Here is a 25,367-nt window from a genome sequence, read left to right on the forward strand (position 1 = left end):
AAAATAGCCCAAAATATAAGGACTGCAAAATAAAAATTTTACAGTCCCTATTTCTAAACTTTATTTAAATTATGTATTTGTCCTACCAATACTTATCCATCTCATGTTTATGTTTTAAATCTTCTTTTTCCTCTAACTTATACTCTTTTATCTTATTATCCAAAGTACTTTTAAAAAATTTATATGAAGTAGCTTTTATAGTTTCTACATCATCTTTATCAAGGGTTATCATAACAGCATCATCAAAAGCTTTTTCCATATACTTATTTTTAAAATCAATATCTTTAAAGTCTTTTTTGAAACTTCTTAAAGTTCCTTTTGTAAACAAACTCTCATCAGGTACAAAAACATCAATTGAAACTTTATCTATACTATTGTCTTTAGATTTAACTTCATTATAATCAACCTCTTCTATAGTAACTGCACTTTCCTCTAAGTCAATGTCTTTTGAAATATCTTTAATAATCTCAATATCTTTTGTAAAATACTTTCTCTTATCCAAATCTTTAACAATAAAATCAATAGAATCAACTTTTCTACCAACCTTATTTTCTTTTATATCTATTTCGAAAAGCTCTGTGTCGTTAAGTTCCTTTATAGCAGGAAGTATAACCCTTCTTTTAAAGTTAGCATACTGAGGATAACTATTTTCAAGCATAAGATACATCTTAATATCATCAACTGTGTAGTTAATAACTTGCTTAGTTCCTGACCAAATTCTAATTAAATCATATAATCTTTGAGCATTGTAATTTTTTAAACTAAACAACAGTGCCAAATTGGCAGGAGTGTACCCTGTTTTTAAATATTGATCTAATAAATCATAGATTTTCTTAGGACTATCTATTCTAAATATTTGAGTTTCCTCGTCAAATTGATATCCAGATATAAAATTATACTGACCCCAAACTAATTTATCATTTTTCTTTTTTTCCATAAAAAATATACTCTTTTGCATAAGCCCAGATAAATATTCACTTATCTTTTTTACAGTCCTATCATTAGTCCTTTTTATTATGTCTTTAAACTCATCATAATGTATGTAACAACTCATAGAACCATCATAATCCTTTTGAAGTTTGTATAATATCAATAAAAATATTCTATTTTCGTTTAATGATAGGCTATATTTTGATTGAATTAATACATTATTTTTCATTAGTATCTTAGGATTTTTAGTATCAGTTAAATTATTCATATTCTCCCCCAAATATTAAGTTCTTAAATCAAAATATATCATGTCAAAATAAAAGTGTCAATTTTATCAATCTGACACTTTTATCATTATCAAAGTGACACATTTAATTATCAAGTTGACATATTTGATTATCAAGTTGACACTTTTAAATTATCAAGTTGACACTTTTAATTATCAAGTTGACACATTTCGTTATCAAGTTGACACATTTAAACAACCCAACATTAGTATTTCCAATAGTTTAGACCATGTCTAAATACTATAAATACTATAAATACTTTTTTTTAAATACTAGTAAAGACTAGTAAAGGTCTTTTTTCTTATCTAATCTGACCTATTTTTATAGATAAACATCAAATAAATATACATATAAAAACTTTATAAAATTGATACTGTTATCAAAGTGTTATATTTAATAGTTCCATATATGTTTAATTAATAGTAAATATCATTTTAGCAATCAAAATAATTTTAATTGCTAAATCCATTTAATACCTATCAAATAAACATACAAAAATACTCCGTAAATTAGCTTGTATGAGCTTTAATTGTTATTTTTGACCATTTATATTAAAAGATAATTTTTTTACCTTTATAGCGCTAATATTTTCTTAATATAACACAAGAGATTTGATTTATATTTGAACTTTATCTTGTTTTTAATATTAGAATATATTTTTTTGAAAAATAATCCTCAAATATATTTTAGGACTTAAAAGAATTAAATTACTACAATGAAATTAATCAATTGATTAAAAGTAAAATTAAAAGGGGGTTATACTATGGCAGATAATAGATTATCTACAGAGGTATCAGAAACAAAAAATTACTCAACACTAAAAATTAAATTTGATTGTGGTTTAAATGATGATGGAAAAACAATAGTAAAATCAAGAAGTTACTCAAATGTAAAAGCAAGTGCTGCATCTCTTGATGTGTTAAACGTAGCAGAAACACTAATATCACTACAACAGCATGATAAACTTTCAATAATAAAGTTAGATAATACTGAGTTAAATTAATATAAACTATAGGAGGAATAGAAAATGGGAGAAATAGAAACTAAATTAGTAATGACTTTTTTAAATACATTAGGCAAAAAAGTAAGCTTATTTGTAACAGATCCAAGAGAAGATTTAACAGAAGAAGAAATAAAAAATGCTATGGATGTAATAATAGAGAAAAATATATTTGAACCTAATGGAGTTGATATAGTTGCTTCAGTAGATGCAAGAATTGTTCAAACAGAAACTACAGAATTTGATTTGGAAGTAGCGTAATACATATTACATTTAAGAAAGCCCCTCTGAGCTAATGAGGGGCTTTCTTAGCAATTTAAAAGATTATTTGGAGGAATATATTGATGGAGTTGGATTTAATGCAATTGGTGTCAAATTTAGGGTTTCCTGCTATCGTTACAATGTATTTATTAATACGTATAGAAGGAAAATTAGAAGGCCTAAGTACAAGTATAAATTCTTTAAGCCAAAATATTTATGAATTAAATAATAAAAAGAGCTGAGATATAAAATTTATCTCGGCTCTTTTATTTATAAATAACTATACTACTTGATGATTTTTAAAAATTCGATATGCAAAAGGCACACAAATAATACTAAGTATCGAATAAAGTGCCATTCTCATTGTAATCACATCCATTGTAAAACCAGGGAATGGATATGAGAAATAATTTGTAATATCCATATCAAAGACTGGTTGACATGATGTATAAGGGAGAATCATATAAATATGATTCCAAATACCATTAGTTTGACTAACATTAAAGAATAATGGAATAATTATTATACAAATCATAACAATTAAAACTGGAAATGGTGTTTTCATTTTTGATGATAATAATAATGTAATAGACACCATTGCAAGCATTATCAAATATAAAGTTACAACACAAATAATAGTTGCTTGTAAAAATGTTAAAGAATATGGTGTTGTAGAATTTATAATTTGTATAGGTAGATTCCATCCATCTATGCCAAATGAAAATAATACAATTCCCAATCCTACAAAAACATTTATGGTATATATAATAAGTGCAAAAATAAATGATGCTAATATTTTTGATGCTATTAACTTTGATTTTCCATATCTAGAAGAGAGTATTATATTATCAGCACCAGATTGATACTCTGCCGAAAATACAGGTGCAATGCAAATACAAACTGCTAATATTGGAAGGACCATTAGTTCAATACACAGAAATATAGCCTCCCATCCCTCATGATATCCATACTCATATGGTTTTGCTACTTCTTTATTTTTTTCATACCAAAATTCTTTTTCCTGATCAGAGTAATTCCAATCTTCATAATTAGCATTTAAAATATGAGATACTTTTTTATCTCTTTGTTCATAAAAGTTTGCTCCATTTTCTAGAGGTAAATTCTCAATTTCTGAAAAAGAACGATCAGAAAACTTTGAATTTATATAATTATTATTAATAAACCATAAGTAAGATAATTTAGGGCTTATATATTTGTTAAAAGTTGAATTATTTAGTTCTTTTTTACCATCATTAATAACAAAATTATCAGGATTATTAAATAGCTCTTGATATTTTAAAATATCATTTGTAATTCTTTCCTCTGTTAATGTCCCTTCAAGTTCTTTTTGTGACCTTTTTTCTAATTCAATAGCATCAAAACCTCGTCTTTGGTTACCATCCTTATCAAATGACAAAAATTGTATAGGTTGAAGTAAAAATAGCATTACTGTTAAAGCTAAACTGCCTAGAATCACAATTATATTTAGTTTTTTTCTTATAATTTTTTTAAGTTCAAATATTAACAAATCTTTCATACTATACCCCCTATTGTAATACCATATCATCAAAATGGTATAAATATAAATCTTCAAGTGTAGGTTCAACATTGGTTGCATTTTCAGTAGGCTTTACATCACTTACAATACGTAGTAAAACCTTATCCTCACTATCATGTTGTAGGTTTACAACACGATACTTTCCACTAATCATATCTACATTGTTTTTTGGGATAGTACATTTCCATACCTTTTTGTCTATTTCTTTGGTTGCACCTTCTCTTAAACTATTAAGAACTATCTGTCCACCCTTCATCATTAGTATTTTATCTGAAATATAATCAATATCTGAAACAATATGAGTTGAAAGAATAACTATTTTATCCTTTGAAAAATTAGAAATTAAATTTCTAAAACGTATACGTTCTTTTGGATCAAGACCTGCTGTTGGCTCATCTAGTATCAAAATTTTAGGGTCATTTAATACTGCTTGTGCAATTCCTAATCTTTGTTTCATACCACCTGAAAAAGTCCTGATTTTTTTATTACAAACATCTGATAATCCAACTAATTGTAAAAGTTCTTTTGTTTTTATCTTTGCATTTTGTTTGTTTATTCCTTTTAAGGCTGCTATGTAATACATAAATTCCTTAGCTGTAAAATCAGGGTAATATCCAAAGTCTTGTGGTAAGTATCCAATAAGTTTTCGATAATTTTCACCTAAGGAATTTATACTAGATCCATTTAGTAGTATATCTCCTGATGTTGGGTTAAGAATACCACATATCATTCTCATAAGAGTTGTTTTTCCAGATCCATTGGCTCCAAGTAATCCATAAATTCCTGGTTCTAAAGTAACACTAATTCGGTCAACTGCAATTTTATTGTTAAATTGTTTTGTCAATCTATCAAATTTTAGTTCCATATTAAACCTCCTAAATTTGAGTTAAGTTTATAAAATCATATTTTTTATTACAATTACTAACTAACTTGTAAAGTTGTATAGCTACTCCAATCATTGCAATAACAAGCATAACAATCCAAATCCATAATGAAGATGAAATATATAATTTAGGTAAATAGGATGTAGATATTGAGACAATCCCCATTATAAAGACTCCAAAAGCAAAGCTATAATAGTTACTTTCTTTATTCTTAAATTTATTTAATATCCATAAGCACCCAAAGCAAGTTACCATAAATGGTACACAAATATATAAAAATACTTCATAAGTATAAAGTGATGTCTTAATTCCAACAAAAATACCTAAAATTGTTATGCTTAAGATATTCATAAGTCCTAGTATGCTTATACGTGATAACATTACTTGACTTAGTGTATATTGGGTAGATAATTCAAGTTCAACAGTTTTATATGTATAAGTTCTTGAAAGTTCTGTAAATGTAGAGATATAAATTAATGGAGCTATAGATGAAATTAAGTTAATTACTTGCATTGATGCTGGATAAGAATATAGCCTTAAACCACAAAATAATAAAATTGCAAATTGGATGATCCATACTTTTTTACGAATAAATCCAAATTGTTGGAAATAAAACTCCCAAAATGTTAATCCTCTACATTGAGTCTCATTTACTATTTCACGTACCTTTAAGATAGTATCTTGAATACTACTAGATTTTGGTGGAGGTACATTTTTATATAATTTATGTAAGTCTTTTTCTAAGTTTTTCTTCAATATAATCACTCCCATTTAATTTACTTTTAATTGCTAATAAGGCTAAATTTATCCTGTATCTAACTGTAAAACGCGACTTGCCTATAATAGTAGAAATTTCATTTATTTTTAAATCATGACCGTACTTTAAAACTATGACTTCTTGTTGTTCTTTTGGGAGATTATCAATAATGTGTTTAAGTGTTATTTTATCTGTGATATTGTCAATATGTTCTGAGGCAGAAATATCTATAATTTCTTTTGTTGATTCTAAATACTCTGTTTTATTCTTTTTAATCCAATTAATACATAGATTTTTAGCTATTGTATAAAGAAATGCTCTTGGTTTTCCTCTATCTGAATATGTATTTATATTTCTTACAAAATTCAAGAAAACTTCTTGTGTAATATCTTGTGCATCTTCACTATTTCCAACTTTGAAGTAACAATATTTATAAATAGCATCATAATTTTCACTAACAATTTTCTCAGCTATATCTGCATCACCATTTTTAATTTTCCTAATAGGATTTACCAACACATCACCTCCTCATAATGTTTAACAATATTAAAATCAAAAATGTGCAAAAATAATTTAATTATTTTTTACAAAGTCTAAATAAATGTATTTTAAAGACATTTTTATTACTACTACTCTTGAAATATGTTTTTAAAATATAATTCAAAATTTACTATTTCACTCCAAATTAAAATCATTTTAGTCCAATTTTATCATTATATAAGTTTTAAATGTTAAGATATATTTAAAATTTTATGGGAGGTTTATTTTGAATCAAAATTTAAAAGATATAGATAAATTTATAAAGAAAGCAAAAAAATTAAAAACATTAAATTTAATAGGTACAACTTTTATATGTAGTGCTCCTTCAATTTGGTTAATTATAAGAATTTTAGATAAAGAAACTGAAAAGTTAATGATTACTGCAATATTATCTATGTTGACTTTGATTTATATGACTTTTACTTGGTGTAACTTTTTTTACACTAGGGGGAAAATAGATCAACTTCGTAATGAATTGATAAATGAGATTAAGAAAAAGCAAGCAAAGTTATGTGCTTAGATAAAGTTAATGACCTTAAAATCCAAATAAATGGACTTTAAGGGTATTTTTATACTTAAATGGATTAACATTGTATTTATTTGGAGTAAAATAACCAATTTACCATAAAAAATTAAGTAATTTATCCGTATTAATAATAAAGAGGGGAGGCATTTAAATATGAAAAACAAAAAAATAACAAAGTTAGTAGCTTGTGCTACAATAGCTTTAGGAATGAGTACTTGTACATTTACAAGTTATGCTCAAGGACCTAATAGTGAAGATATAGATAACGGCATAGCTAACTTAAAGTACAACAAAAACGAAATACTAGCTAGAAATGGAGATACTATTGAAAACGTTGTTCCTAGAGAAGGGATAAAAACAAACAATAAATTTATTGTAGTAGAGCGTAAGAAAAAAACACTTACAACATCTCCAGTAGATATTTCAATTGTAGATTCTGTAACAGATCGTACATATCCAGGGGCACTACAAACTGCAGATGATTCTTTTGTTGAAAATAGACCAAATATTTTAATGTGCAAAAGAAAGCCAATAAATATTAGTATTGATTTACCTGGTATGAAAAAGGACAACACAGTTACAGTTCAAAATCCAACTTATGGAAATGTATCTGGAGCAATAGATGAATTAGTATCTAATTGGAGTGATAAAAACTCACAAACACATACATTACCTGCTAGAACTCAATATTTAGAGTCTATGGTATATAGTAAATCTCAAATTTCAAATGCACTTAACGTTAATGCAAAAGTTCTTGATAATTCACTTGGAATAGACTTTAATGCAATTTCAAATGGAGAAAAAAAGGTTATGATAGCAGCGTATAAGCAAATATTTTATACTGTAAGTGCACAACTTCCAAATAATCCATCTGATTTATTTGATGATAGTGTAACTTTTAAAGAGTTAGTTAGAAAAGGTGTAAGTAATGAAGCACCACCACTTATGGTTTCTAATGTAGCTTACGGTAGAACTATTTATGTAAAGCTTGAAACAAATTCTAAGAGTAAAGATGTACAAGCTGCATTTAAAGCTTTAATAAAGAATAATAGTACAAGCAATAGTTCTCAATACAAAGATATATTTGAGAATAGTTCATTTACAGCCGTTGTTTTAGGTGGAGATGCTCAAGCTCATAATAAAGTTGTAACTAAAGACTTTGATGAAATAAGAAATGTAATAAAAGATAATGCAACTTTTAGCTTAAAAAATCCTGCATATCCAATTTCTTATACAAGCACATTCTTAAAAGATAATTCAATAGCTGCAGTACATAATAAAACAGATTATATAGAAACTACATCTACAGAATATTCAAAAGGAAAAATAAATCTAGATCATAGTGGAGCTTATGTTGCTCAATTTGATGTATCTTGGGATGAAGTTTCATATGATAAAGATGGTAATGAAATTTTAACTCATAAAACTTGGAATGGTAGTAATCGTGATAAAACTGCCCATTTTGCAACAGTTATACCACTTGAGGCTAATGCAAGAAATATAAAAGTATTAGCTAGAGAGTGTACAGGACTTGCATGGGAATGGTGGAGAACTATTATTGATGAAAAAAATGTTCCTTTAGCACCAAATGTTAATGTTTCAATTTGGGGAACTACATTATATCCAAGAACTAGCATAGACTATCAAACAAATTAATTAGGTAAAAGGCATAAAGAATTCATATCTTTATGCCTTTTATTTTATTTGAAAATATTAATAAACCGATATATTAAACTTAGTTTAATTTTATTATAGTTTCATCAGAGCGTCATTCATCAAAATCACCTAAGTAGAGGTTGTTTAGCTTACTACTTATGGATTGTGCTTTCTATCATTGTATTTCATTCCTAAATAACTTAATGTTAATCCATATATGATATTTATTTATAATTATATGTTAAAATTTTTTTGAATAGAAAATAAGATCAATTAGGATGTAGTGAATTCTAAGGACTTTTTTACTAGATATATTTAAATAAGGAGGTACACAATATGTTTGATATTTTTAATATAATAGGCGAAATTTTGGTTTTATATTTTTTATACTTAACTTCTAATAGATATCATAGACTGATTAAACTAGAACGCCTTGAAAATACTGGAATCTCAGTTGAAAAATATAATGCTTATGATAAACGTTTAAGGCTAGAGTGTATTTTATTTGTTGCTTTAATTGGAATTGCTACTATTTTAAACAAATTTGTAAGTACTTTAATAGTTGCTTTAGTTATTGTTATATTAGGATTTGCATTTAAGATACTTATCGATAAATGTTCTAACAAAATTTGTTAAGAAATTTATAAAACGGAGGATGATAGTGGATGAATTTAATTATGTATAAGTGTATTTTTATTAGTGTATTAATTTTATTTTTACTTTTAATAAAATTAAACTGTTTAGTTAGTTTTCAAAAAGGATTTTTTAGAAAATTAATTTGTGTATTTATACTTTATTTTATATTAAGTTCATTATATGATTTACCTGATAAATTTCTATATTCGCAAATTAATTTTTCCAGCATTTTAGGATTTTTTGTTAGTTTATTTTGTGAAATTTATTCTTTTATTTTCATTAGTAAGATTACACTTATAAATAAGTTTCTTGTGATTTACAAAGGACATTTGTATTTTAAAAAAGATATAAATATAAGTGATGATATTGTAGTACTAAGTACAAATTATGATTTTATTAAAATTGATATAAGCAAATTAACTTAAATAAATGTATGAACTAATTTAGGCATAAAAATTAACAGTTTTTAAAAATTAAGTTTATAAGAAACTATGTGTTTTGAGTAAAATTAATGTCCTTAGAATCCAAATAAATAGATTCTAAGGACATTTCTATTAGTTATCTTTAAAGAAGTTTTTAAATGTTAAATTAAATTTTATGATTTTAGTGCATTTTTCACCTATTTCAGTTCGCTTTTATAGATTTTTTTGTATTTTATGTTATTTTTATTACAAAGTTAGTATATATAAATTCTCATTGTACAAGGGCTATCTATGATGAAAAAAAAATACACTTTTTTATGTGGAGTTATAATATTTTTTTCAATCTGTGTTACAGTTAAATATTTAAATTCACCAGCATATCAAACATGCTTTGACTTTAATTATTTAAACAATGATAAAGTAGTTAATTATACAAAAACATTATTGCTAAACAACAAAATTCCTAAAGAAGATATTAACTTGTGGTTAGAGTGTGTAGAAAAATATAATTCAAAAAACAAACATTTCAGAAAAAATACGTCTGATGGATGGACTCCCATACGTTTAAGTAAGTATAATAAAATAGATTTTACTGAAAATTTAAATGGATGGTCTGATGAAGAAGAACATTTTCTAGATTTAAATTGCAGAATCAGTACTTTCATATTAATAAAAGATATGGTTTCTAGTAAATGTTTTACAAAAAAATGTGATTCTGACACAGAAAAAGAGATAAGAAAGATAAGAGATATTTTTGATAAGAAATTTACGGATAAAGATTATACTACATATAGAAGTTTATTTACTCCTATTAATTTGAATATCGATAAATCAAAAGATATTAACATTTATGATGAAACTCTAAAAAACTTAAAAAAACATTGGGAAAAAGAAAATTTAATATTTAAAAATAATAGTAGTAGTAGTTTAATTCAAGCAGTATTTATTGAACCTAACAATAAATGTATTACAGCTACTATAGGACATGTAGGTTTATTAATTAAAAATAGCGACATAATTTATTTTATTGAAAAAAAGAATCCATTTTTTCCTTATCAGATTTCAAGATTTAAAAATTATAATGACTTAAATAATTATATTCTTACACCGTTTAAAGAATTTAAAAATTGTAAACTAATGGTCTTACAAAATGACAATGTAATATTTAAACATGATGTTTAGAAGAGTGTAAAAAAGGACTATGAATTAAAAGTCATAGTCCTTTAAAATACATAATTTAATTTTACTTTATATAAACACTTATCTTTCATTTATTTATGCTTTAGATATATCTTTAGCTCCATCTTGAGTTATATCAAAAGTCATTTTTAAACTATACATACCATATTCTAATACTGCAGTAAATTTAGTATTAGTTTTATTAGGACTAGTATTTTTACCTACTGTTAATTCTAATTCATTAGTAAATTTATTATAGTTAAGAGCTATATTGTCATTTTCAGAAAGATTAGTTATTGCTGGAAGTCCTTCTGTTATTTCATAAGTTTTATAAATTTTTTCAATATATTTATCAGCTCCAGTAACTGGACATTTCATTTTATAAATAGTTCCTTCACTTGGTGCTTGTACCTTAATGTCTTCCTTAAGCATTTGCCCATACATATTAAAGAACTTATCTCCTGACCAATTTTCAAAAGAATCAGCAGCCAAATCTTGTATGTCAGTTAAATTAGTTACATAGTTATTATTACAACTAAAAGTATTTAATTTTTTGAGATTTTTTACAAAACTAACATCATCAACAAAATCATCATCAATACTTAAATATTCTAAGTTCGTAAGATTTCCTAAATATTCATAATTTACTTTAGCAGTACGTCTATTACAATAATGCATATCAATAAATTTTATTTTTTTAAGATTAGAAATAGGTTCTACATCAACTATACCTGCATTATTATATATATCTAAGTGTTCTAAATTTTTAAGATTTCTTAATGGAGTTAAATCACTTATTTCATTTCTGAATACTTCTAAGAATTCTAAGCCTGTTAAATTTTTTATTGGTGTTAAGTCATTTATACTATTCATACTTAATTTAAGATTTTTAAGATTTTTAGCATACTCTAACCCTTCTAAGCTTTTAATTCCTCTTTTAGGAGTTCCTTTTTCATCTGGATTTAATGCTAAAAAACCACTATTAAGTTGAGTTATCTTTTCCATATCCTGTACTGTAATATTATCTAAAGAATTTACATCTCTTCCTAGAGCTTTGTTAATAGTTTTTCTTAAATTTTTATCTTTTATATCAACTAATTCTATATTATTGATTTTATCATCGTCTTTTGATTTGTTGTCTTCAATAAGGTTAGTATCAACATTAGTGATTTTATTATCGTCTTTTATGTCATTGTTATCATTAGATTTAGTATCAACATTAGTGACTTTATTATCGTCTTTTACATCATTGTCATCATTAGATTTAGTATCAACGTTAGTGACTTGGTTGTCATTTTTTACGTCAGTATCGTCACTAGGTTTAGTATCTATATTATTGACCTTATTATCGTCTTTTACGTCATTGTCATCACTAGATTTAGTATCAACGTTAGTGACTTTATTATCGTCTTTTACATCATTGTCGTCATTAGATTTAGTATCAACGTTAGTGACTTTATTATCGTCTTTTACGTCATTGTCGTTATTAGGTTTAGTGTCAACATTAGTGATTTTATTATCGTCTTTTACATCATTGTCATCATTAGACTTAGTATCAACATTAGTGACTTTATTATCGTCTTTTACGTCATTATCATCACTAGATTTAGTATCAACATTAGTGACTTTACTATCGTCTTTTACATCATTATTGTCATTAGATATAGTGTCAACATTATTGATTTTATTATCATCCTTTACATCATTATTATCATTAGATTTGTCATCTATATTATTGATATTATGGTCTTTTTTTATTTCATTATCTTCATTAGACTTAGAATCCACACTTTTGATTTTTATAATTTCTTTTGCCTCATTATTGTCATTAGATTTAGCATTTACATTATTAATTTTATTATCTTTTTTTACTTCATTATGTACATCATGATTATTTTTTGAAAGTTCTTTGCTATCTATAATCTTATTTTCATGTAATTTATTACTTACAGTTTTCTTATTTTTAACATGTATTATAGTTTTATCATTTAAGTAATCTTTTTTTGAAATTTCCTTTAAATTCTCACTGGTATGTTTTTTAGAAGTTGAAAGATTTGTAGTTTTTTCGATATCTAATTGTTTTTCATTCTCTTTTTTATGTACTTCTTTAATATTTTTTGAATTATTTTTTTTAGTATCCTGAACTACTTTTTTTTCATTGCTACTAATATTATTACTTTGTTGCTTACTTTCAGATGAATTACAACCTGTTAACAATACTGAACTTAAGCTTAATGCTATTAAAAAAATAGAACCTTTTTTTAGGTGTTTCATTTTTATCCCCCTCGTGTGATGATGTATTCTGTCAACTTATTTATATTTTAATCTCGACCTAGTTAGGGTTTACAATGGTTTCGATAAAATTGAAACCTAAAGTTAGACCACTTGAATGTTATAACACAGATGTATATAAGTTTGGTAAGGATAAAAATTACTCTTATTGATATCCTAAATGTATTTGTATGTGGTAAGGCATCATAGATATAAACTTATATTATTTATTTACTACTACGAAAAGATGAATTTCAATATATCTCTAGTAGAGTTTTGTTGTATTAGCTATAATCATCAAGAAAAATCAATTGGTTCATAAAATATAATTAATAATATTGACAATGATTTTCATTGTATTTAATTAACAGAACCTCGTCTTAATAGAATTGTCTTTGATTTGGGCATTATTACCTTTGACCCAAATAGATATTATCATATGTTTATTTTTAATTCCAAAAGTTATTTTCTATAATAAGGATTCTAACTATAAATAAAATCTATAATTGTTAATATTATAACTTAGATAATTTATATATAACTGAGAATTAATTTTTATTAAATTAATTCTCAGTTATATTTTTTAACCACCAATTATCAATCATTGCAATTATATTTATTTAATATTTTTTTTATACAATCAATAATATAATCAATTTCTTTTTCAGTATTAAAAAATCCAAAACTAAACCTAACTGTACCATTAGGAAATGTATTTAACGTTTTATGAGCAGAAGGAGCACAATGAAGCCCACTTCTAGTTGATATACAATACTTTTTATCAAGTTCATGACAAATTATCCCATTATCAAGTTCTTTAAAATCAAGAGAAACCACACTAGTTCTATTATCTGTATCCATTTTTCCAACTATTAATTTTTCATCAATACTTTTTATTCCATCTATAAACTTTTTTGTAAGGTGCATTTCTTTTTTATGTATATTAGAAACACCAACCTCTTTTATATACTTTAGAGCTCTATTAAGTCCATATATTCCAACTATATTCAAAGTACCACTTTCATACTTATCAGGCATATAGTTTGGTTGAACTTCATCTTCTGATAGGCTACCAGTTCCACCTTGTATTAATGAATCAACTTTTGGTATTAATTCATCTTTTATTAAAAAACCTCCTGTACCTTGAGGCCCTAATAATCCTTTATGACCTGTAAAGCAAAGTATATCTATATTACATTCTTTCATATCTATATCAATTACTCCACTAGTTTGAGCACTATCTACTATAAATATTTTATTATGCTTTTTACACAAAGCACCTATTTCTTTTATAGGCAAAATAGTACCACATACATTTGATGCATGATTTATAATTATAGCTTTGGTGTTATCCTTAATTGCATTTTCTATATCCTCTAAATTAATTTCTCCTAGATTATTACACATAACCTTTGTAAAAGTTACATTTTTATCTTTTAAAGAATTTAATGGTCTCATAACTGCATTATGTTCCATAGAAGAAACTATAACATGGTCGTTTTCTTTTAATAATCCTTTAATAACTACATTTAAGCTATTAGTAATATTAGGTGTGAAAACAACGTTTTCAGCTTTATCAAAATTAAATAACTCACATAGTAATTCTCTTGTTTCATAAACAATATTTTCGGCTTCATAAGAAGTTGAATATGCTCCTCTATTTACATTACATCCTATATTATTTATATAATCTGATATTACCTCTGCCATCAAAGGTGCTTTTGGATATGATGTTGCTCCATTGTCACAATATATTCTACTCAATTTTTATCCTCCTAAAAAATTATACTAATTTTAATATAGCATCTACTTTAACTAAACTTTAATTGTTTTTTTCTATAGGTCATACCAGTTGTATCAAATTTATTTATAATACATATTTTTACATTTTTTGACAAAATGCAATGGTATACTTTAGGGGCGAAAGTCACTTTAAAAAGCATTTTTTGCTTTTTTAAATTTTACAAGGGGGTTTTTTAATGAAGGAAAAAAGAAATATCATTATTGGAGGGGCTATAATCGGATTTATTTCTGTAATATCTGTATTTTTAGGTAATCCAAAAAATATGGGTATATGTATAGCCTGCTTTATAAGAGACATTGCAGGTTCTCTTGGTCTTCATAACGCTGAAGTAGTTCAATATATCAGGCCTGAAATAATTGGAATAGTTTTAGGTTCATTTATCTTATCATTATCAAGTCGTGAATTTAAATCTCGTGGTGGTTCATCAATATTTATAAGATTTTGTCTAGGTTTTATGATAATGGTAGGTGCATTAATGTTTTTAGGTTGTCCTACTAGAATGGTTCTTAGATTAGCTGGTGGAGATTTAAATGCTATATTTGGTATAGTTGGTTTTATTGCTGGTATAGCTATAGGAATCTTTTGTCTACAAAAAGGCTTCTCTCTTAAAAGAAATTACAAACAAACTAAACTTGAAGGTTTCTTATTCCCTGCAATAAACATTATATTGCTTGTCTTATTAATATCATCATCTTCTTTACTATTATTTTCAATAAAAGGACCTGGATCTAAACATGCTCCAGTAATTGTTGCTTTAGCAGTAGGGCTTGTAGTTGGTGTTGTATGCCAAAAAACTAGATTATGTATGGTTGGTGGTTTTAGAGACTTATTTTTATTTAAAGATTCTTATCTTTTATTAGGATTTTTAGCTATGCTTGTAGCTGCATTTGTAGGAAACTTAATATTTGGATTTTTCAAACCAGGTTTTGCAAATCAACCAGTAGCTCATACAAATGGTCTATGGAACTTCTTAGGTATGGTAGTAGCAGGATGGGGTTCTGTATTATTAGGTGGATGCCCTATGAGACAATTAGTTTTATCTGGGGAAGGTAACATCGACTCTGTAATAACAATATTAGGTATGCTTATAGGTGCTGCTTTCTGTCATAACTTTAAGTTAGCCTCTTCTCCAAAAGGTCCTACTCCAAATGGACAAATAGCAGTTATTATATGCTTTATAGTATTAGCTTTAATATCATATTATAGTTGTAAATATGAAAAAACTAATAAAAATAAAATAAAAGGAGATGTTAATCTTGGTTAAAAAAATAGATGCTAGAGGCTTTTCATGCCCTCAACCTGTTCTTATGTCTAAAAAAGGACTAGAAGAAAGTCCAAATGGTATAGAGGTTTTAGTTGATAACAATGCTGCATGTCAAAATATAAAAAGATTTATGGAAAACTCAGGATATAAAGTGTACATAAAAGAAATTGATGATGAATTCATTATAGGATGTGGTAAATAGTATGAATTATTTTGCTACATTTTTTACTCACTCAGGAGCTATAAAATTTTCAAGATTTTTAACTAAAAACAAAATAGCAAATGAATCTTGTCCTGTTCCTCGAAAACTAAGTTCTAATTGTGGTATTGGTGTTAGTTTTTCTTATGAAGGAGATATAGATGAAATTTATATTGATGATATAGAAAAAATTTATTTTATAGACAGCGATAAGTATTGTTTATATAAAGATTTCGATAATTAATTTTTTAAAAAGGTTATATATACCCTATAGAGTTTACTTTTTAAGTAATAAAATCTATAGGGTATATATTTTGCATAAAGTTAATGCATTTAGATTCATTTATTTGAATTCTAAGTGCATTTTTATATTTCACACCAAAATAAACTTATCCTAATCCAATTTTACTATTTTTTCTTTGAATTTTTGTATAATTATCAATAGTCTAAAAAATTTAGTGATTAGTTACTAATGAAATTATACGGTGCGAGGTGAGGTTGAAAAATGAATTCTCATAAATTATTTACAGTAAAAACTACTATGGAAAAAGAAGATTATCATAAGTTTTTATACATATCGACATTTATGAAAAGTAAAATAAAGATTTTGTTTTTACTTTTTTTTACTGCTTTTCTATCGAGACAAATTTCTTATAATGAAAATTACTTTGATTTAAAAGGCTTTATAATTTTTTGGATTATACTAGTAATGGTAGCAATTTTAGCTATTATATTTAAGATTGAAATAAAATTTAGGCAAATAATAAAAACTGATAAAACAGGATTATTTGATTCACCTGAAATACTAGACTTCTATGGAGATTCTTTAATTGTAAAAAGTAAAGTATTTGAAGGAGAAATAAAAGTTAAATACACTCAGATTTACAAAGTATTTGAGTCTAAGAATTATTTTATAAATTATTTCAATGCTAATCAGGCAACTTTAATAAGAAAAAAAGATATGGAAAGCGAAGTTATTGATAGTCTAAGATCTTTATATAAAAAAAGCCTTAAAGATAAATATAAAAAAGTAAATATATAATTTAGTACAATGCTATGTTATACAGTATTTAAAATAAAATATGTTTTTAAAAGCTATTTAGTCTAATCGAGTTTGAAATAAACTTAATAATATGTTAAAATAACCCTACTAATTTGAAAATTATAATTTAATTATTATAGGTTTTCTAGGGTTCCGTAGTTTTTAACTAGCTGGTCCGAGAGAAAACACACAGTTTACTGTGGACACGGAAGGATAAAAGCCTGGGAGATATTTTACAATATTTCTCTGGCTTTTTTTATTTGTATTTTTACTAAGGAGGATAATATTATGAGTAATTTTAGTTATAAAAATATTTATATTGAAGATGGGAAAAAGGTGTTAGAAGTTAATATTCTTCCAGAAAAACACTGTAATTTTGACTGTATATTTTGCCCCATAGGAATATCTAAAAATAAAGTTGATACTCAAAGATCATTTGATGAAATAGATAATGATTTATTAGAGTTAGAGAAAAAAATAGAAACTACAAAGCCAGATTTAATCTTTATTAATTCTAAGGGAGAGGCTTTAGTACATGATAAAATTGATGAAATTATAGACTTTATAAAATCTAAGGGCTTACCTGTAAGACTACTTTCTAATGGGTACTTATTAGCTAAAGATGAGTATATAGATATTGCTAATAAATGTGATGAAGTTATAGGAGAAATAAAAGTAACAACAGAAGAACATTTCCAAAAGGTTCAAAGACCAATTGAAGGCTACTCATTAGAAGAATATATTTCTAATATGATTTTATTTAACAAACAATATGAAGGAAAGTTTATATTTGAAATTACTATTGTTAAAGGGTACAACGATGATGATGAGTCAGTTGAGAAATTAAAAGATATTATCAAAAGGATATCTCCAGATAAAGTAATTGTTGTAAGAATGGATGATGAAGTATTTAAGAAAAAACTTGGTATAAGTGATGAAAGATTTGAAGAAATTTCAAACAAGTTACTAAATATATAGGTTTATTTATAGTCATTAGAATCAAAAATAGATTCTAATGGCTTTTTTATTAGATACCTAATAAAATTCTGATTCTATTTAGATAGATATCTAAATAGGGAGGTGATGTGCAAATGGGATCACAGAAACTTTAAAAGCTATATCTGATCCAGTTAGAAGAAGTATCTTAGAACTTTTAAAGGAAGGTAGAATGTCAGCTGGAGATATTGCTCAAAAATTTGATTTAACCAATGCAACTGTTTCTTATCATTTATCTCAACTAAAAAAGGCTGATTTAATAATAGTCCATAAAGAAAAAAATTTTATTTATTACGAATTAAATCTATCTGTTTTTGAAGAGATATTAGTCTGGATTCATCAATTAGGAGGTAATGTAAATGAAAAAAATTAATTGGAAGATTTTAATTTCAACAAGTATTATTTGCATATTACCAATTTTGCTAGGTATAGTTTTTTATAAATTCATACCTAACCAAGTTGCAATACATTTTGATATATCAAATAATCCAAATAGTTATATGAATAAAAATATAGTATTATTTGGATTTCCTATCATCATATCCTTGATGCAAATAATATGTTGTATATTAAATGACCTTAATAAATCTCAAGATATTAAAATACCAAAAGTAGAATATGTATATAAGTCTATATTACCAATTATAAGTGTAGTTGCTTATATTACTACACTTTCAATTGCCTTAGGAACACAATTAGATGTAAGAAGAATAGTTTGTTTTCTTGTAGGGTTTATTTTTATATTAATTGGTAATTATATTCCAAAAACTAGTTCAACTTATACTCATGGAATTCATCCATATTCTTTTATTAAGAATGAACAACTTTATAAAAAGTTCAATAGATTAATGGGTTATTCATTTGTTATACTTGGTGTTTTATTGATAATTTCAATATTCTTTGATAGTAAATACTCTGCTTATGCAGTTTTGATAACAATTGCTATAACTATTATTGAATCATTATATTTTATTAAGTTATCAAAATCTTGTACAAAACAAATTTAGATAACTATGTTAGAAGATTTACAACAAAAACCTAATTAACAAGAATTATATATAAGTTGACACCCTCTGAAAAAGAAAGTGAAGAATATCAGGCATATCATTTAAGTAGATTAAGAAGATATTTATAATAGCCTTTCTTAGCAGTATAGATTAATAATTAGTATCTAAATTTTATGTTAAAGCCCTTAGAATCCACACAAATAGATTCTAAGGTTTTTTTCTGTTATCTTTAAACGTGTTTTTTTAAACTAATTAAATTGTTTCTTTATTGTAATACTTTCTTAATAAATTTGAAATAAATGTTTGATATACTCAATTTAAACATTCTAAGTAATCTTAAATAAAATTTGAAAGGTATGATAAATTATGAAACTCAAAAGAATTATTAGTTTAAGTCTAGTTATTATTTCTATATCTTTATCTTTAGTTGGATGTAGTAATAATAATAAATCAAATGATATTCAAAACTCTACAAATAAGACTACAAACGCAGAAAAAAGTAATACTAAATATATTGATATGGACAAAGAAGCAGCCTCAAATAAAGTAAGTACAGGTGAGGCAAAAGATATAGTTAATGATAAGTTTAAAGGTATAATCAATTCTAATAAATTGCTTATTGGTGGGGACTTTTTTGGATTAAGTGATGGAATTAGTATTGGAAATAAAAATTATTATGTTTTTTATTTCAAAGGTAAAGATCAAAGTGCTGAAACTAGCAAAAGAATATTAGTTGATGCCAATACAGGTGAAATTTATGGAAATTATACATCTAAGGAAAGTGAGTTAATAGATATAAATGATTTCATAAATGATGTAGTTAAAGATAAAAGTAATTTAAATTAGTTTTTAAAAGCCAGTAAAATCAAGTATACTGGCTTTTTTTAATCTATTTAACTTCTATAAATTTAATATAATCACAAATTTGATCTTTTTTTATGCATATAAAATGATATTATTGTTATTAAAAAGAATATTATTTTATATTTAATACCACTAACCAAAATTAATAATATAAAAGATATTATTTCTGCAATTATGTAAATGTCTGTTAACTTCAAAGTCCCACCCTCTTTTTAAATATTACTACTTATAAATATGATATTAATTAATTTACTTATAGAATAACATGGATTATAACTTTTAACTTTAAAATGGACTGAAATCTATAAATTTGGAACTAAAACATAATTCAAACTTTGCTATTTCACTCCAAAATAAAATCATGTCAGTCCAATTTTAACTTTTATTTAAATTTTTATATTAAGATAAACTAGAAAGGATGTGTTAAAAATGGATGCAGTTAAAAATATTAACAGTGATAATTCTAATAAAAAAACAACTTCTACTCTATTAAGCATTTTTCAATCACTTGGTATTATTTTTATAGGTGTAATAATTGTTAATTTTATAGTCAAGTGGTAATACAATAGGTGTAATCCGAATAAATGAATTCTAATGGTGATAAATTGTACTCGCTTTATATTTTATATATAAACACTTGGTATTAAGGAGAGCTTTAAATGATTAAAAATTATAAAATATATTATGAAAATAAATTAATAAATAAATATGCAGACGATAAAATTAGATTTAAAATTTTAGATAATATTGATATTAAAGGCAAAGTTAAAGCTTTTAATAATTTAAATAAAGATAATCTAATTTTTGAGTTAGACGTTTTAAGAAATACTAAAACTTCAGATTACACTAGTTATAAATCTGATTGTGAAGAGGTTCTAAGTAGATATATTAAAGGAATATTAATTGGAGATGTGTGTTTCTCTATATTACCTCTGTTAGATTCACAAGATTCGGAACAAGAATTCGATGAAATGTGTAATTCAATTTATGTTGAAATATATTTGGAGGCAGAAGACAAAGGTCGTATAGATTTTTACTCTTCTGATCTTTTAAGGAATTTATATAAAACAATTGAAACTTTAGATAATGATTGTATAAATGATTTTAATTGTTTTTTAGATGCTTTAGAAAAAGAGTTAATTTTAGATTGCGAGAAAAAAGAATTTAAAAATTTGAAAAATAGATTTTTAAAAAAGTTTAGTGAACAATAAACTAGTCATTAAATTTTACTTTAATGACTAGAGTTATAAATTAAAGCACTTATAATCTAATAAATGAATTATAAGTGCTTTTTTGCTAAATACCTCTAAATAAATTTTTAGAAACTAGATATAACTTGATTATAAATAATAATAAACTCGTAAACGATACATTAATTATTAGACATGTAAGTAAGATTTTTATAATTTCCATAATAAAAGATTTAATTATACTCTGCTTATAAACTTAGACTTTAATAACAGTATTATATAGGTTATAAAAGATATCCATCCAATTAAAACACTATACTTTAAAACAGTATTTCCTATAATTACAGGTTTATAGTCTATACCTACATAAAAACTAGCACTATTTTTTTTGTGTTTAGTTAAAATATCTCCAGTTATATTCGTTGATATGATATTTGCATTTGATTTATTTTTATATGTATATATAGGATTTTTATAATCAGTTGTATATATCTCTAAAGAAAGAACATTTTTATAATTTTGATTTAACAATTTTTGTAATTCATTTGAATATGAGTTTGGATTTTCTATATTCTTATTTTCAGATATTTTCTGTAAATCCATTGATAAATTATCTCTAGTGGAGTACACCTTATCAAAAGCTGACTGTGTGTAGTAACCTGCTATTAAATATAGTATTAAAGAACATATAGATATATTTCTAAATATATTCATGTATTTTTTATTAAATTTTTTAAAAGGTTTAATATCTTTTTTATTAATTTCTAACGTTTCTATATTTATATCTTTTTTCATATTATCTAATTCTGATTTACATTCATTACACGTTCTTATATGATTTTCAATTTCTTTATTACTTTCATCACTTGTAAGGTTATCAATATAGCTTGGTAAAAGGTCTTTTACTATTTCGCACTTCATTTTTCTACTCCCTTTCCTATTTTTTGCTTGGCTCTATAAAAGGTAACTCTCGCCCAGTTTTCATTTTTATTAAATAATTCTCCGATTTCTCTAAATGAGAATGCTCCTGTAATACGAAGCAAAACGACTTCTTTTGAGATTTGATCTAATTTATAGACTTGCTTTATCAATTCCATTTTTCGTTCTTTCAAACAAATTTTTTCTTCTATACAAGTATTTTTAGATACAATCTCTTCACTTAATTCATATGTTCCTTTTCTCTTTTTTTTATCGATTTCTTGATACCAAATATGCTTTGCAATTTGACATAACCAGGTTGATACTTTGCAAGTACCATCGTATCTACCAGAAGATTTTATTGCACGATAAAATGTCTCTTGTGTAAGTTCTTCTGCCAGATGTTCTTCTTTACAAAGAATCATTAAATATTTAAAAACCGTCTGAGAATGTTCCTCATATATGCAGTCCATTTCATGCACAACATCACCTCCTTCAGACATATATCCGAAAAAAACCTATTTCGTTACAGAAAATTTGTATTTTATATAAAATTTATATAAATATATTTTATATAAAACGATAGATTCTATATTAATCTCAAAATTTTTATTTAGGGAGTAGTTACACATTTAAAGACATTTATATAGTTTTCACTTACTTTTTTTATACTTTAAATCAGTAACTAATGTAGTAATGCAATCTTTTAGACCTATTAAAAGTAAGATTATAATTACAGGATTAAATGCATTTCCCTCATCTAATATACTTGCATATAGAAGTAATATAAAGGATATAACTATTCCTATCAATTTTGCTTTATTTGACATAAACCTTACCTCTTCCCCTTTAAATTTTAGGTATAGTTTAGCATTATTATATTTTTTTAAAAGTCCAATGGAGTAAAATCTATAAATTTGGAACTAAAACATAATATTCCACAAAATTTCACTTTAAAGAATAGTATATTTTTTAAGAATTACTAAAACATCTATTTAATGAAGATATAATATAAACTTGCTATAATTTATAGTAATAAAGTATGAGAATTATGGGGGGAATTTATGAGAAACAAGATGTATTTGTCTGTAACTGATTCTAAAATTGTAGGTGTATGTGGAGGTATTGCTGAATTTTTTGGATTCAATTCAACAACACTTAGAATAGTCTTTGTACTATTTGCTATAATGGGTGGTATTACTGTCGGGCTATATATAGCACTAATATTCTTAATGCCTAAACGAGATGAATATAATTTATAATATTACATATATGATTTATTGAACATATATCTTTAAAGACTACTTATATATTTAAGACAAAATTAAAGCCATTAGAATCAAAGTAAATAGATTCTAATGGCTTTTTTACTATTATCTTTAAATAAATTTTTAAAGAAATGCTAAAAACTTTATTTTTTTTTATAAAGTTGCAAGTTTTTGCTTTTCGTTTACGAATTAATAAGTGTAAAAGCTTTTACAGTAAGGAGGAAGTAATTTGCAAGATAAATTAATTATCAAATATATAAAAAAGAAAAATCAAAAAGGAATGGAAATTTTAATAGATCAATACAACTCTCTTATTACATCAGTTGTTAGGTTTCACTTAGGAAAATTAAGTAACTATGAGGAAGAATGCGTTAGTGACACTTTACTAGCTATTTGGGATAACATAGAAGGTTTTGAAAAAGATAAAAATGCTTTTAAAAACTGGATATGTGCAATAGCTAAATATAAAGCAATCGACTACAAAAGAAAGTATTTAAACAAAATAGAAGCCTCAAATTTAGAAGATCAGACTTATTATATAGATAAAAATCTATTAAAAATAGAGATTCAAGAAGAATTGAATGAAACTCTAAACCACTTATCAAAAGAGGATAGAGAAATTTTCACACGATATTACATACATGATGAAAGCATAGTTGATATAGCTAATGATAAACAGATAGCCATTTCAAGTGTATATAGCAAGATATCAAGGGGAAAGGCAAAGATAAGAAAATCTTTATTGAGAGAGGGAGGAAAGTAAATTGATAGATAAATATAAGGTATTAAATAATGAAAAAATTCAATTTGATAAATATAGTGAAGTAGAAACTGATAATGAGAAAATGAAGAATCTAATGAAATCTAAGATAAAATCAAGAAAAAAAGCCCATAAAAAGCTACTTATAGCAAGTATAACTGCAGCACTTGTGCTAGGTTCTGCAACTTTAACTACTCAGACAACTTGGGCTTATATCAATAGATTAGTAACTCATATTGAGTCATTTTTGGGTAAGGATTATAGTGAATTTGATAAGTATAAGTTTGAAGGAAATCAATCAATAGAAAATGATGGTTTAGTTCTTAATCTAGGTGATGTAATGTTAGATGATAAGCAACTAATTGTAAGTTTAGGTATAGACTATAGCAATTTTGACTTAGAAAAGCATGGTTTTAATAAAAAAGATTTCAAACCAGATTTGCCACTTATTACAATCGGGAATATATCTTTCCCTGGTCAAGGTGGAATGATTAAGCAAAGAGATGTGAAAGGAGAAGATAAAAAAGAGCTTTTATATATGGTTTCTTTAACTGATATTGATACTGATGGCGATGGTGTCGTAGACTCTGATTTTGATATACTTAATGCTCTTGAAAAGGATAAAGATTATAATATAAAAATTCAATTTAAAGATTTTGATATCGGAGAGTCAAAAACTGAAAAAGGAAGATGGTTAAGTAAAAGCCTTGGAAATTGGGATTTTAATACAACTATAAATACTTCTAAAATATCAAATGATGTAAAAATCATTAAAATTAACAAGGTTATTGATATAAATGAAGAAGGTATACAACATAAATTAAAAATTGATGATATAAGGATATCTCCTGTATCAGCAAAAATCAAAATGAATATAGATGAGAATAACTCTGATAGTACTTATTTTTTATCAGCAAAAGATGAAAATGGAAATACTTTAAGTAGCGAAAATAATGCTACGCATGGTGATGAAAATACAGTCTATAGCAATTTTGAACTTAATGGAACTGAAGAAAAAATAATAATAACACCTATTATTTACTCTAACAATAAAGAAAAGATTCTTGAGAGTGAAAAAATAGAAATAGATCTTCATTAAAATCCAATTAGTATCTTTAAAGACTAGTTATATATGTTTAATGCCCTTA

The 25,367-nt window shown here is 25.1% G+C and carries 29 protein-coding genes and 1 riboswitch; of the genes, 19 read left to right on the forward strand and 10 right to left on the reverse strand.

Annotation, left to right across the window (positions count from 1 at the left end):
• Positions 1-82: 82 nt before the first annotated feature.
• Positions 83-1,198 (reverse strand): replication initiation protein, encoded by a 1,116-nt coding sequence (locus ABFX13_RS12285; RefSeq protein WP_346046436.1) that lies wholly within the window; start codon positions 1,196-1,198, stop codon positions 83-85.
• Positions 1,199-1,980: 782 nt separating this feature from the next.
• On the opposite strand from ABFX13_RS12285, the gene ABFX13_RS12290 reads away from it, so the two are divergent.
• The 3 genes from ABFX13_RS12290 to ABFX13_RS12300 all read left to right on the forward strand — a co-directional run bounded on the left by ABFX13_RS12290 (position 1,981) and on the right by ABFX13_RS12300 (position 2,720).
• Complete coding sequence (locus ABFX13_RS12290; RefSeq protein WP_147547944.1) at positions 1,981-2,220, forward strand: DUF1659 domain-containing protein; 240 nt, start codon at positions 1,981-1,983, stop codon at positions 2,218-2,220.
• 24 nt (positions 2,221-2,244) lie between these two features.
• Entirely contained in the window at positions 2,245-2,478 is a 234-nt protein-coding gene (locus tag ABFX13_RS12295; RefSeq protein ID WP_187006881.1) for a DUF2922 domain-containing protein, read from the forward strand.
• A gap of 98 nt (positions 2,479-2,576) precedes the next feature.
• Positions 2,577-2,720 carry a YvrJ family protein gene (locus ABFX13_RS12300; protein WP_346046487.1) on the forward strand — a complete coding sequence of 48 codons (144 nt, stop codon included), beginning with the start codon at positions 2,577-2,579 and terminating at the stop codon, positions 2,718-2,720.
• Positions 2,721-2,758: 38 nt separating this feature from the next.
• Here the strand turns inward: ABFX13_RS12300 and ABFX13_RS12305 are convergent, their stop codons facing one another.
• The 4 genes from ABFX13_RS12305 to ABFX13_RS12320 are packed head-to-tail and all read right to left on the reverse strand — an operon-like array spanning position 2,759 to position 6,196.
• The gene (locus tag ABFX13_RS12305) at positions 2,759-4,015 is read right to left on the reverse strand and encodes an ABC transporter permease subunit (protein ID WP_346046439.1); all 1,257 of its coding nucleotides are present in this window, start codon (positions 4,013-4,015) and stop codon (positions 2,759-2,761) included.
• Between the two features lie 10 nt (positions 4,016-4,025).
• Positions 4,026-4,901, reverse strand: a complete 876-nt coding sequence (locus ABFX13_RS12310; protein ID WP_346046441.1) for an ABC transporter ATP-binding protein — start codon at positions 4,899-4,901, stop codon at positions 4,026-4,028.
• A gap of 10 nt (positions 4,902-4,911) precedes the next feature.
• Complete coding sequence (locus ABFX13_RS12315; RefSeq protein WP_346046443.1) at positions 4,912-5,676, reverse strand: hypothetical protein; 765 nt, start codon at positions 5,674-5,676, stop codon at positions 4,912-4,914.
• Positions 5,645-6,196 (reverse strand): RNA polymerase sigma factor, encoded by a 552-nt coding sequence (locus ABFX13_RS12320; RefSeq protein WP_346046445.1) that lies wholly within the window; start codon positions 6,194-6,196, stop codon positions 5,645-5,647. Before ABFX13_RS12320 ends, ABFX13_RS12315 begins: the two co-directional genes overlap by 32 nt.
• Positions 6,197-6,443: 247 nt before the next feature.
• Here ABFX13_RS12320 and ABFX13_RS12325 point away from each other — a divergent pair, with 247 nt between their 5' ends.
• The 4 genes from ABFX13_RS12325 (at position 6,444) to ABFX13_RS12340 (ending at position 10,639) form a co-directional block, all read left to right on the forward strand.
• Positions 6,444-6,737, forward strand: coding sequence for a hypothetical protein (locus ABFX13_RS12325; RefSeq protein ID WP_346046447.1), 294 nt, complete (start codon positions 6,444-6,446; stop codon positions 6,735-6,737).
• Between the two features lie 159 nt (positions 6,738-6,896).
• Positions 6,897-8,399 (forward strand): thiol-activated cytolysin family protein, encoded by a 1,503-nt coding sequence (locus tag ABFX13_RS12330; RefSeq protein WP_346046449.1) that lies wholly within the window; start codon positions 6,897-6,899, stop codon positions 8,397-8,399.
• Positions 8,400-8,735: 336 nt separating this feature from the next.
• Complete coding sequence (locus tag ABFX13_RS12335) at positions 8,736-9,035, forward strand: hypothetical protein (protein ID WP_346046451.1); 300 nt, start codon at positions 8,736-8,738, stop codon at positions 9,033-9,035.
• A 716-nt stretch (positions 9,036-9,751) separates the two neighbouring features.
• Positions 9,752-10,639 carry a DUF4300 family protein gene (locus ABFX13_RS12340; RefSeq protein WP_346046453.1) on the forward strand — a complete coding sequence of 296 codons (888 nt, stop codon included), beginning with the start codon at positions 9,752-9,754 and terminating at the stop codon, positions 10,637-10,639.
• Positions 10,640-10,732: 93 nt separating this feature from the next.
• Here ABFX13_RS12340 and ABFX13_RS12345 read toward each other — a convergent pair whose 3' ends face one another.
• Complete coding sequence (locus ABFX13_RS12345; protein ID WP_346046455.1) at positions 10,733-12,910, reverse strand: leucine-rich repeat domain-containing protein; 2,178 nt, start codon at positions 12,908-12,910, stop codon at positions 10,733-10,735.
• A 594-nt stretch (positions 12,911-13,504) separates the two neighbouring features.
• On the reverse strand, positions 13,505-14,671 hold the full coding sequence (locus ABFX13_RS12350) for an aminotransferase class V-fold PLP-dependent enzyme (protein ID WP_346046456.1): 1,167 nt from the start codon (positions 14,669-14,671) through the stop codon (positions 13,505-13,507).
• A gap of 215 nt (positions 14,672-14,886) precedes the next feature.
• Between ABFX13_RS12350 and yedE the strand changes: the two genes are divergently transcribed.
• The 9 genes from yedE to ABFX13_RS12395 all read left to right on the forward strand — a co-directional run bounded on the left by yedE (position 14,887) and on the right by ABFX13_RS12395 (position 21,294).
• Positions 14,887-15,975: a YedE family putative selenium transporter gene (yedE, locus tag ABFX13_RS12355; RefSeq protein WP_346046458.1), complete on the forward strand. Its 1,089-nt coding sequence runs from the start codon at positions 14,887-14,889 to the stop codon at positions 15,973-15,975.
• Entirely contained in the window at positions 15,959-16,177 is a 219-nt protein-coding gene (locus ABFX13_RS12360) for a sulfurtransferase TusA family protein (protein ID WP_346046461.1), read from the forward strand. Before yedE ends, ABFX13_RS12360 begins: the two co-directional genes overlap by 17 nt.
• A gap of 1 nt (position 16,178) precedes the next feature.
• Positions 16,179-16,418 (forward strand): putative Se/S carrier protein, encoded by a 240-nt coding sequence (locus ABFX13_RS12365; protein ID WP_346046464.1) that lies wholly within the window; start codon positions 16,179-16,181, stop codon positions 16,416-16,418.
• A gap of 261 nt (positions 16,419-16,679) precedes the next feature.
• Complete coding sequence (locus ABFX13_RS12370; protein WP_346046466.1) at positions 16,680-17,216, forward strand: YcxB family protein; 537 nt, start codon at positions 16,680-16,682, stop codon at positions 17,214-17,216.
• A gap of 134 nt (positions 17,217-17,350) precedes the next feature.
• A riboswitch (guanidine-I (ykkC/yxkD leader) is annotated at positions 17,351-17,446 on the forward strand.
• A 58-nt stretch (positions 17,447-17,504) separates the two neighbouring features.
• Positions 17,505-18,194 carry a radical SAM protein gene (locus ABFX13_RS12375; protein ID WP_346046468.1) on the forward strand — a complete coding sequence of 230 codons (690 nt, stop codon included), beginning with the start codon at positions 17,505-17,507 and terminating at the stop codon, positions 18,192-18,194.
• 118 nt (positions 18,195-18,312) lie between these two features.
• Positions 18,313-18,585, forward strand: a complete 273-nt coding sequence (locus ABFX13_RS12380; protein ID WP_346046489.1) for an autorepressor SdpR family transcription factor — start codon at positions 18,313-18,315, stop codon at positions 18,583-18,585.
• Positions 18,572-19,219: a DUF1648 domain-containing protein gene (locus tag ABFX13_RS12385; protein ID WP_346046471.1), complete on the forward strand. Its 648-nt coding sequence runs from the start codon at positions 18,572-18,574 to the stop codon at positions 19,217-19,219. The genes ABFX13_RS12380 and ABFX13_RS12385 overlap by 14 nt, the downstream gene beginning before the upstream one ends.
• Before the next feature lie 366 nt (positions 19,220-19,585).
• Positions 19,586-20,065: a hypothetical protein gene (locus ABFX13_RS12390; RefSeq protein WP_346046473.1), complete on the forward strand. Its 480-nt coding sequence runs from the start codon at positions 19,586-19,588 to the stop codon at positions 20,063-20,065.
• 677 nt (positions 20,066-20,742) lie between these two features.
• Positions 20,743-21,294 (forward strand): hypothetical protein, encoded by a 552-nt coding sequence (locus tag ABFX13_RS12395; RefSeq protein WP_346046475.1) that lies wholly within the window; start codon positions 20,743-20,745, stop codon positions 21,292-21,294.
• Positions 21,295-21,510: 216 nt separating this feature from the next.
• On the opposite strand, the gene ABFX13_RS12400 is transcribed toward ABFX13_RS12395, so the two are convergent.
• The 3 genes from ABFX13_RS12400 to ABFX13_RS12410 all read right to left on the reverse strand — a co-directional run bounded on the left by ABFX13_RS12400 (position 21,511) and on the right by ABFX13_RS12410 (position 23,021).
• A complete protein-coding gene (locus tag ABFX13_RS12400; protein WP_346046477.1) occupies positions 21,511-22,194 on the reverse strand; it encodes a zf-HC2 domain-containing protein in 684 nt (227 codons plus the stop codon).
• Positions 22,191-22,664, reverse strand: coding sequence for an RNA polymerase sigma factor (locus ABFX13_RS12405; protein WP_346046491.1), 474 nt, complete (start codon positions 22,662-22,664; stop codon positions 22,191-22,193). Before ABFX13_RS12405 ends, ABFX13_RS12400 begins: the two co-directional genes overlap by 4 nt.
• 180 nt (positions 22,665-22,844) lie before the next feature.
• Positions 22,845-23,021: a hypothetical protein gene (locus ABFX13_RS12410; RefSeq protein ID WP_346046479.1), complete on the reverse strand. Its 177-nt coding sequence runs from the start codon at positions 23,019-23,021 to the stop codon at positions 22,845-22,847.
• A gap of 234 nt (positions 23,022-23,255) precedes the next feature.
• Between ABFX13_RS12410 and ABFX13_RS12415 the strand changes: the two genes are divergently transcribed.
• From ABFX13_RS12415 to ABFX13_RS12425, 3 genes are all read left to right on the forward strand, one after another.
• Entirely contained in the window at positions 23,256-23,453 is a 198-nt protein-coding gene (locus ABFX13_RS12415; RefSeq protein ID WP_346046481.1) for a PspC domain-containing protein, read from the forward strand.
• 235 nt (positions 23,454-23,688) lie between these two features.
• A complete protein-coding gene (locus ABFX13_RS12420) occupies positions 23,689-24,222 on the forward strand; it encodes a sigma-70 family RNA polymerase sigma factor (RefSeq protein WP_346046483.1) in 534 nt (177 codons plus the stop codon).
• A gap of 1 nt (position 24,223) precedes the next feature.
• A complete protein-coding gene (locus ABFX13_RS12425) occupies positions 24,224-25,318 on the forward strand; it encodes a DUF4179 domain-containing protein (protein ID WP_346046485.1) in 1,095 nt (364 codons plus the stop codon).
• Positions 25,319-25,367 lie beyond the last annotated feature (49 nt).

Source organism: Paraclostridium tenue (genome assembly GCF_039521565.1).
In the GTDB taxonomy this organism is placed as follows: Bacteria; Bacillota; Clostridia; order Peptostreptococcales; family Peptostreptococcaceae; genus Paraclostridium; species Paraclostridium tenue.